Source organism: Micromonospora sp. D75, assembly GCF_018070405.1.
In the GTDB taxonomy this organism is placed as follows: Bacteria; Actinomycetota; Actinomycetes; order Mycobacteriales; family Micromonosporaceae; genus Micromonospora; species Micromonospora chalcea.
The window spans coordinates 1-7,243 of sequence record NZ_JAGPXV010000294.1; the positions used below are offsets into that span (position 1 = coordinate 1).

Annotated in this window: 7 protein-coding genes and 1 pseudogene; 7 read left to right on the plus strand and 1 reads right to left on the minus strand. The window is 73.5% G+C overall.

Going from position 1 to position 7,243, the window contains the following annotated elements:
• The 6 genes and pseudogenes from KBX39_RS18140 to KBX39_RS18165 all read left to right on the plus strand — a co-directional run.
• Positions 1-409, plus strand: a pseudogene (locus tag KBX39_RS18140) (DUF58 domain-containing protein); the annotation flags it as partial.
• Entirely contained in the window at positions 406-1,356 is a 951-nt protein-coding gene (locus KBX39_RS18145; RefSeq protein ID WP_064445352.1) for a VWA domain-containing protein, read from the plus strand. The pseudogene KBX39_RS18140 and the gene KBX39_RS18145, both read left to right, overlap by 4 nt.
• Positions 1,357-1,905: 549 nt before the next feature.
• The gene (gene fabG, locus KBX39_RS18150) at positions 1,906-2,610 is read left to right on the plus strand and encodes a beta-ketoacyl-ACP reductase (RefSeq protein WP_210871655.1); all 705 of its coding nucleotides are present in this window, start codon (positions 1,906-1,908) and stop codon (positions 2,608-2,610) included.
• Positions 2,611-2,633: 23 nt separating this feature from the next.
• Positions 2,634-3,401 carry an enoyl-ACP reductase FabI gene (gene fabI, locus KBX39_RS18155; RefSeq protein WP_043329725.1) on the plus strand — a complete coding sequence of 256 codons (768 nt, stop codon included), beginning with the start codon at positions 2,634-2,636 and terminating at the stop codon, positions 3,399-3,401.
• 135 nt (positions 3,402-3,536) lie between these two features.
• Entirely contained in the window at positions 3,537-4,568 is a 1,032-nt protein-coding gene (locus tag KBX39_RS18160; protein WP_064445353.1) for a ferrochelatase, read from the plus strand.
• Between the two features lie 33 nt (positions 4,569-4,601).
• Positions 4,602-5,381 (plus strand): HAD-IIA family hydrolase, encoded by a 780-nt coding sequence (locus KBX39_RS18165; RefSeq protein WP_043329726.1) that lies wholly within the window; start codon positions 4,602-4,604, stop codon positions 5,379-5,381.
• A 9-nt stretch (positions 5,382-5,390) separates the two neighbouring features.
• On the opposite strand, the gene KBX39_RS18170 is transcribed toward KBX39_RS18165, so the two are convergent.
• Entirely contained in the window at positions 5,391-6,185 is a 795-nt protein-coding gene (locus tag KBX39_RS18170; RefSeq protein ID WP_030504270.1) for a hypothetical protein, read from the minus strand.
• A gap of 161 nt (positions 6,186-6,346) precedes the next feature.
• Here KBX39_RS18170 and KBX39_RS18175 point away from each other — a divergent pair, with 161 nt between their 5' ends.
• On the plus strand, positions 6,347-7,159 hold the full coding sequence (locus KBX39_RS18175; protein ID WP_210871657.1) for a DUF3097 domain-containing protein: 813 nt from the start codon (positions 6,347-6,349) through the stop codon (positions 7,157-7,159).
• The last annotated feature ends 84 nt before the right edge of the window (positions 7,160-7,243 follow it).

A 7,243-nucleotide genomic window follows, 5' to 3' on the forward strand; every position in this document is an offset into this window, starting at 1 on the left:
CGTCGACATGCTCAACCGGCCGCCCCGGCGGCGCGGCGTGGCGGTGGTCATCTCCGACTTCCTCGCGCCGCCGCAGCAGTGGGGCCGGCCGCTGCGTAAGCTGCGGGTCCGCCACGACGTGCTGGCCGTGGAGGTGGTCGACCCGCGGGAACTGGAACTGCCCGACGTGGGGGTGCTGCCGGTGGTCGACCCGGAGAGCGGCGAGCTGCACGAGGTGCAGACCGCCGACCCGGGGCTGCGCCGCCGGTACGCCGAGGCGGCGGCCGCCCAGCGCGGGGCGATCGCCGCCGAGCTGCGCGCCGCGGGCGCGGCCCACCTGCGCCTGCGTACCGACCGAGACTGGCTGCTGGACATGGTGCGTTTCGTGGCCGCGCAGCGGCACGCCCGCACCCGAGGGACGACGCGATGATCCGTTTTCTGCAACCGTGGTGGCTGCTGGCCGTGCTGCCGGTGCTCGCCCTCGCCGCCGCGTACGTCTGGCGGCAACTGCACCGCCGGCAGTACGCGCTGCGGTTCACAAACGTCGACCTGCTGCGTACCGTCGCGCCCAAGGGACTGGGCTGGCGGCGGCACGTGGCGGCCACCGCGTTCCTGCTCTGCCTGCTGGTGCTGGCGACCGGGCTGGCCCGCCCGGCGATCGACACCCGCGAGCCGCTGGAGCGGGCCACCGTCATGCTCGCCATCGACGTGTCGCTGTCGATGCAGGCCGACGACGTGTCGCCGAACCGCCTGGAGGCGGCGCAGGAGGCGGCCAAGCAGTTCGTCGGCGAGCTGCCGGAGAGCTACAACCTGGGGCTCGTGTCGTTCGCGAAGTCCGCGAACGTGCTGGTGCCGCCGACCAAGGACCGGGCGGCGGTGAACACCGCCATCGACGGGCTGGTGCTGGCCGAGGCGACAGCCACCGGCGAGGCGGTCTTCACCTGCCTGGAGGCGATCCGCTCGGTGCCGGCCGACGGCGCCGCCGGCATCCCGCCGGCCCGGATCGTGCTGCTGTCCGACGGCTACCGGACCTCCGGCCGGTCGGTGGAGGAGGCCGCCGCGGCGGCGCAGGCGGCGAACGTGCCGGTGTCCACCATCGCGTTCGGCACCGACTCGGGCCAGGTCGACATCGGCGGGCAGCTCCAGCGGGTGCCGGTGGACCGCACCGCGCTGTCCCAGCTCGCGGAGACCACCCAGGGCTTCTTCTACGAGGCCGCGTCGGCCAGCGAGCTGAAGCAGGTCTACCAGGACATGGGCAGCTCGATCGGCTACCGGACGGAGCCGCGCGAGATCACCCAGTGGTACGCGGGCGTCGCCCTGCTGCTGGCGCTGTGCGCGGGCGGGCTGAGTCTGCTCTGGACGTCCCGGCTGGTCTGAGCCGGGCCCGGCCGGCGGTGGTCAGTGACCGCCGCCGGCCAGCACGAACAGGACCGCCACCCAGACGGCGGCGAGGGTGAAACCCAGGGGGGCGACGTAACGGCTCATGGGTGTGCTCCGTGGCGACAGTCGGCCCGGTGCGGGCCGTGGGGGGTCGGGGCGTACGCGCACGAAGTCGTGACCGGGTGCTCCGCCGCGCGGCAGGGCCGCCCCGGCGTGGGCGCCGGAGAGCGGATGCGGTGCGGAGGGCGGGAAGCGGGTCAGCCGCGTCGACCGAGCCGTGGCTCAGCGGGGCTGACGGTGGGCCCGGCCACGACTGGGAGGATCGCTATCTCGCACAGCGATCACCTCCTACGGTCGGCGGGGCCCGGAACGCGGGCGCAGACCGGCCCGCAGACCCGGTGATCGTACACCGGTGTGTGCGGGTGTCGCGCGCGCGGCCGCCGACCCCGGCGGCGCCGGCGTGTGACCTGCTCGGGTTAGCGCTTACCTACCGGTAACCCCTAGGCTCCGACCGGACCGAGAGATCACTGGAGCAGAGGGGGATCCGTGGCCCGTACGGTGCTGGTGACCGGCGGCAACCGGGGGATCGGCCTGGCCATCGCGCAGGCCTTCGCCAAGCAGGGCGACCGGGTGGCCGTCACGTACCGGAGCGGCGAGGCCCCGGAGGGCCTGTTCGGGGTGCGGTGTGACGTGACCGACGCCGAGTCGGTCGACGCCGCGTTCACCGCGGTCGAGGCCGAGCTGGGCCCGGTGGAGGTGCTCGTCGCCAACGCCGGCATCACCGACGACACGCTGCTCATGCGGATGTCCGAGGAACAGTTCACCCGCGTGCTCGACACCAACCTGAGCGGCTCGTTCCGGGTCGCCAAGCGGGCCTCGACGAAGATGCTCCGGAACCGGTGGGGCCGGATGATCTTCATCTCCTCGGTGGTCGGCCTCTACGGTGGCGCGGGCCAGGTCAACTACGCGGCCAGCAAGGCCGGCCTGGTCGGTGTGGCCCGCTCGATCACCCGCGAGCTGGGCAGCCGCAACATCACCGCGAACGTGGTGGCGCCCGGCTTCATCGACACCGACATGACCGCCGGGCTGCCCGAGGAACGCAAGGCGGAGCTGCGCAAGGCGATCCCCGCCGGGCGGATGGCCACCCCGGACGAGGTCGCGGGCGTCGTCACCTGGCTCGCCTCGGACGCGGCCGGCTACGTCACCGGCGCCGTCATCCCGGTCGACGGCGGCCTCGGCATGGGTCACTGAGCAGAGCACGGAGGAGACACGCAATGTCCGGACTTCTCGCCGGTAAGCGACTGCTGGTCACCGGCGTCATCACCGACGCCTCGATCGCCTTCTCGGTGGCGAAACTCGCCCAGGAGAACGGCGCCCAGGTCGTGCTCACCGGCTACGGCCGGCTCTCCCTGGTGGAGCGGATCGCTAAGCGGCTGCCCGAACCCGCGCCGGTGATCGAGCTGGACGTCACCAGCGAGGAGCACCTGGCCGGGCTGGCCGACAAGGTACGCGAGCACGTCGACGGCCTGGACGGGGTGGTGCACTCGATCGGGTTCGCCCCGCAGAGCTGCCTCGGCGGCGGCTTCCTCGACGCCCCGTGGGCGGACGTGGCCACCGCGCTCCAGGTCTCCACCTACTCGTACAAGTCCCTGGCCATGGCCGCGCTGCCGCTGATGTCCTCTGGCGGCGCCGTGGTGGGCCTCACCTTCGACGCCACCAAGGCGTGGCCGGTCTACGACTGGATGGGCGTGGCCAAGGCCGGGCTGGAGTCCGCCTCCCGCTACCTGGCGCTGCACCTGGGCAAGCAGGGCATCCGCAGCAACCTGGTCGCGGCCGGCCCGCTGCGCACCATCGCCGCCAAGTCCATCCCCGGCTTCGACCAGTTCGAGGACGCCTGGACCGAGCGGGCCCCGCTGGGCTGGAGCCTCACCGACCAGGAGCCGGCCGCCCGGGCCTGCCTGGCGCTGCTGTCGGACTGGTTCCCGGCCACCACCGGCGAGATCGTCCACGTCGACGGCGGCTACCACGCCATCGGCGCCTGAGATGTAAGGAAGGGCCCCTTCTTAACGCCTCGCGCATAGGAAGGGGCCCTTCTTAACACGCCATGCCCGGGTGGTCACCGCGCCGACCAGGGGGCGTCGCCACACCGTCACGGCGGGCGAGGAAGAATGGACCCCATGGCGTACGACGCGTTGGTGCTGGTCTCCTTCGGCGGCCCGGAGCGGCCCGAGGACGTTCTCCCGTTCCTGCAGAACGTCACCCGGGGGCGGGGGGTGCCGCCGGAGCGGCTGGCCGAGGTCGCCGAGCACTACCTGCACTTCGGCGGGGTGTCGCCGATCAACCAGCAGTGCCGTGACCTGCTCGCGGCGATCCGCGCGGACTTCGCCGCCAACGGCGTCGACCTGCCGGTCTACTGGGGCAACCGCAACTGGGATCCGATGCTCGCCGACACGGTGGCGCGGATGCGCGACGACGGGATCACCCGGGCGCTGGCGTTCGTCACCAGCGCGTACGGCGGCTACTCCTCCTGCCGGCAGTACCAGGAGGACATCGCCTCGGCCCGCGCCGCGGTCGGCCCGGACGCCCCGCTGATCGAGAAGCTGCGCCAGTTCTGGGACCACCCCGGCTTCATCGAGCCGCACGCCGACGCGGTCCGCGCCGCGCTCGCCCAGCTCGACCCCGCGAAGCGGGACAGCACCCGGCTGGTCTTCACCGCGCACTCGGTCCCGATGTCGGCGGCCGCCAGCGCCGGCCCGCACGGCGGCCGGTACACCGCCCAGCTCGAGGAGGTCGCCCGGCTGGTGCACGCCGCGGCCGCGCCGGACCTCGCGTACGACCTGGTCTGGCAGAGCCGGTCCGGCCCGCCGCAGGTGCCGTGGCTGGAGCCGGACGTCAACGACCACCTGGCCACGCTGCCCGAGCAGGGCGTGACGAGCGTCGTGGTCAGCCCGATCGGCTTCGTCTCCGACCACCTGGAGGTGGTGTGGGACCTGGACACCGAGGCGCTGGAGACGGCCAAGCAGCTCGGCCTGGACTTCGTCCGCGCCGGCACCCCGGGCGTCGACCCGCGGTTCGTGGCGATGGTCCGCGAGCTGGTGCTGGAACGCACCGCCCCGGACGGCGAGCGGCTGCGCCGTCGGCTCGGCGAACTGCCGGCCTGGGACACCTGTCCGGCGTTGTGCTGCGTACCCCCGGCCCGCCGGCCCTGAGCCCGACCCGACGACACCCCTGGGGACGACACGATGCTTGACCGCAAGCCGGTGCAGAGCTGGCTCACCGACATGGACGGCGTGCTGGTGCACGAGGGACAGCCGGTGCCGGGCGCGCCGGAGTTCGTCAAGAAGCTGCGTGCCTCCGGCAAGCCGTTCCTGGTGCTGACGAACAACTCCATCTACACCCCGCGTGACCTCCAGGCCCGGCTGGCCCGGATGGGGCTGGACGTGCCGGAGGAGGCGATCTGGTCGTCCGCCCTGGCCACCGCCCAGTTCCTGGCCGACCAGCGGCCGGGCGGGACCGCGTACGTCATCGGTGAGGCCGGGCTGACCACGGCGCTGCACGCGGTGGGGTACGTGCTCAGCGACTTCGCCCCGGACTACGTGGTGCTGGGGGAGACACGCACCTACAGCTTCGAGGCGATAACCAAGGCGATCCGGCTGATCAACGACGGCGCCCGGTTCATCTGCACCAACCCGGACGCCACCGGCCCGTCGATGGAGGGCGCGCTGCCGGCGGCCGGTTCGGTGGCGGCGATGATCTCCAAGGCGACGGGCGTCGACCCGTACTTCGTCGGCAAGCCCAACCCGATGATGATGCGCTCGGCGCTGAACACCATCGACGCCCACTCCGAGTCGACCGCGATGATCGGCGACCGGATGGACACAGACATCCTGTGCGGCCTGGAGGCCGGCCTGGAGACGATCCTGGTGCTCACCGGCATCAGCAGCCGGGCCGAGGCCGAGCGGTACCCGTACCGTCCGTCGCGGATCGTCGACTCGGTGGCCGACCTGATCGACGAGGTCTGAGCCGGGGTTCTACAGCCGCAGCGGCGCGTTGCAGGCGGCCACCAGGGCCTGCCGGCAGGCGGTGGTCAGCGGCCGCAGCGCCGCGTCGCGCTGCTGCGCCTCGTAGGTGTTCACCGCGCCGCCGGGCGCGCTCTCCCCGGCCAGCGCCAGCACCCGATCGAGTACGGCGGCGCGCGCGAACAGCCGGCGGGCCCGCGGGTCGAAGCCGGGCGGGAGGTCGGTGCCTCCGTCCGGGCGGCGCAACGCGGCGAGCGCACCGGCCAGCTCGGGCCGCCACTGCGCGACGTCGAGGCGGGTCAGCGTGGCTGTCGTCTCGGCGAGCACCGCGGAGAGTTCCGCCTCGGCCTCCGCCGCGCCGGGCGTGGACAGGGACGCCTTCGGCGCGTCCGCCGGCAGCGGGTGGACCCGCCAGAGCACTGTCTCCCAGGTCATCCCCGACCCGGAGGTGTGCGTGCGGACCTCCGGCACCAACCCCATGCCGCTGGCCACCACCGCCTCGCCGGCCACCAGCGCCGCCCCGGCGAACGCGCCCGGGCCGGGCAGGCCGCGCGGGTCGCCCGGCGCGGGCAGCACCAGGCGGATGTCGTCCGGGGAGTGCTTGGCCAGGCTGGGCAGCGCCTCCCGCAGGGACACGTCGGTCCAGGTGCCGGGTGCGTCGGCGACCAGGTGCTCCTCGTCGCCGGCGACCGCGTCGGCCACCTCGTCGAACGGCACCAGGCCGGCTCGCCAGGCACGCACCCAGGCGACGAACCGGCTCGACCGGCGCGGAGCCAGTGTGGCCGCGCCCGCTGCGGGGGAGGACATGCCGAAAGGGTACGTGCTCCGCGCCGCTGCTGTCTCGGCTGCCGCTCCGGTGGCGCGACCTGCCCCCAACTAACCCCTTCGCACCGTTTCGTGCCGACGGATGACGCCCCGGTCGGCGCGTCGGCGAGCGACACGCCGAGGTCGTGGCTAGCGTCTCCGGCATGGCGGGGCGATACGACGGCGACGTGCTGGCCGGCGACTGGCGGCGACGGAAGGTGACCCCCGAGGTCGACGCCGAGCCGGACCTGGTGGTCGAGGACGCCGACTCCGGGTTCTGCGGCGCGGTGGTCGGCTTCGACACCGGCGCGGTGGTGCTGGAGGACCGGCACGGGCGACGGCGAAACTTCCCGCTGCTTCCCGCCGCGTTCCTGCTCGACGGCCGGCCGGTCACGCTGCGGCGGCCGGCCCGCGCCCCGGTGCCCGCCGCGCGCCGCCGTACCGCGTCCGGCTCGATCGCTGTGGACGGCGTACGGGCGCAGGTCGCCAAGGCCAGCCGGATCTGGGTCGAGGGCGTGCACGACGCCGCGCTGGTCGAGCGGATCTGGGGCGACGACCTGCGCATCGAAGGCGTCGTGGTGGAACCGCTGGACGGCATCGACGCGCTCGCCGACGAGGTACGCGCGTTCGCGCCCGGCCCCGGCCGCCGACTCGGCGTACTGGTCGACCACCTGGTGCCCGGCTCGAAGGAGAGCCGGATCGTCGCCCGGGTCAACTCGCCGCACATGCTGGTCACCGGGCACCCGTACGTCGACGTGTGGCAGGCGGTACGCCCGGCGGCCCTGGGCATCGCGGCCTGGCCGGTGGTGCCGCCGGGGCAGCCCTGGAAGGAGGGGGTCTGCGCGGCGCTCGGGGTGGCCGAGCCGGCTGACATGTGGCGGCACATCCTGTCCCGGGTGGACAGTTTCGCCGACGTGGAGACGCCGCTGATCAACGCGATGGAGCGGTTGATCGACTTCGTCACCGAGCCTGTCTGAGAGGTCGGTTGCGGTTGAGGGCCGGGGGCGACCGTGCCCGGCTCCGGGCGGTCAGGCTTGATCCCTGCGCGGGTCACGGTCGCC